Origin of the sequence: Streptomyces sp. SID12501 (assembly GCF_010550245.1) — a bacterium.
Lineage (GTDB): Bacteria > Actinomycetota > Actinomycetes > Streptomycetales > Streptomycetaceae > Streptomyces.
The window spans coordinates 1-521 of the sequence record NZ_JAAGLU010000414.1; the positions used below are offsets into that span (position 1 = coordinate 1).

1 protein-coding gene is annotated in these 521 nt (G+C 75.4%); it reads right to left on the bottom strand.

Translation table 11 applies throughout. The features are described from left to right. On the bottom strand, window positions 1-350 hold a 350-nt coding region (locus G3I71_RS46520), incomplete at its 3' end, for a squalene/phytoene synthase family protein (protein ID WP_164324985.1). Between the last annotated feature and the right edge of the window lie 171 nt (window positions 351-521).

Genomic DNA, 521 nt, shown 5'->3' on the forward strand with positions numbered 1-521 from the left:
CGCATCGACGCGAAGAACGGGTCGATCTCGGCGTGGCCGATGCCGGTGCGGCGCGCGGTGCGCGCGAACGCGTGCACGACGACGTTCGTCGAGTAGCCGGTGCGCAGCGCGCGGGCGACCTGCTCCTCGAGCTCGTCGAGCTCGGCGCCGGCGTCGGGGCCGCGGTAGGTGTCGACGACCTCGTCCGCGAGGCGCACGAGCGCGTAGACCGCCTCGATGTCGCGCCGCGCGCGGCCGCCGAGCAGCCGCGTGCCCAGCCCGAAGGAGGTGGAGTAGGCGCGCAGCACCACGGCGCTCGCCCGTGTCGCGGTCGTGTCGTACAGGACCTGGCCGGTGGGGGCCGTGCGCATGTCGTGCGTCCTCGTCTCGGGGCGGGTCGTGCGGGTGGTGCGGTCCTGCTGCGGCGGGCCGGTCGGGCTCGGGGTCGGTCTCAGCGCTCGCGCCCGGCCAGGTCGTCGACCACGCCGTGCAGGTACGTGGCCAGCGGTTCCGGCAGGGTCGTGGCGAGCGTACGCGCGATG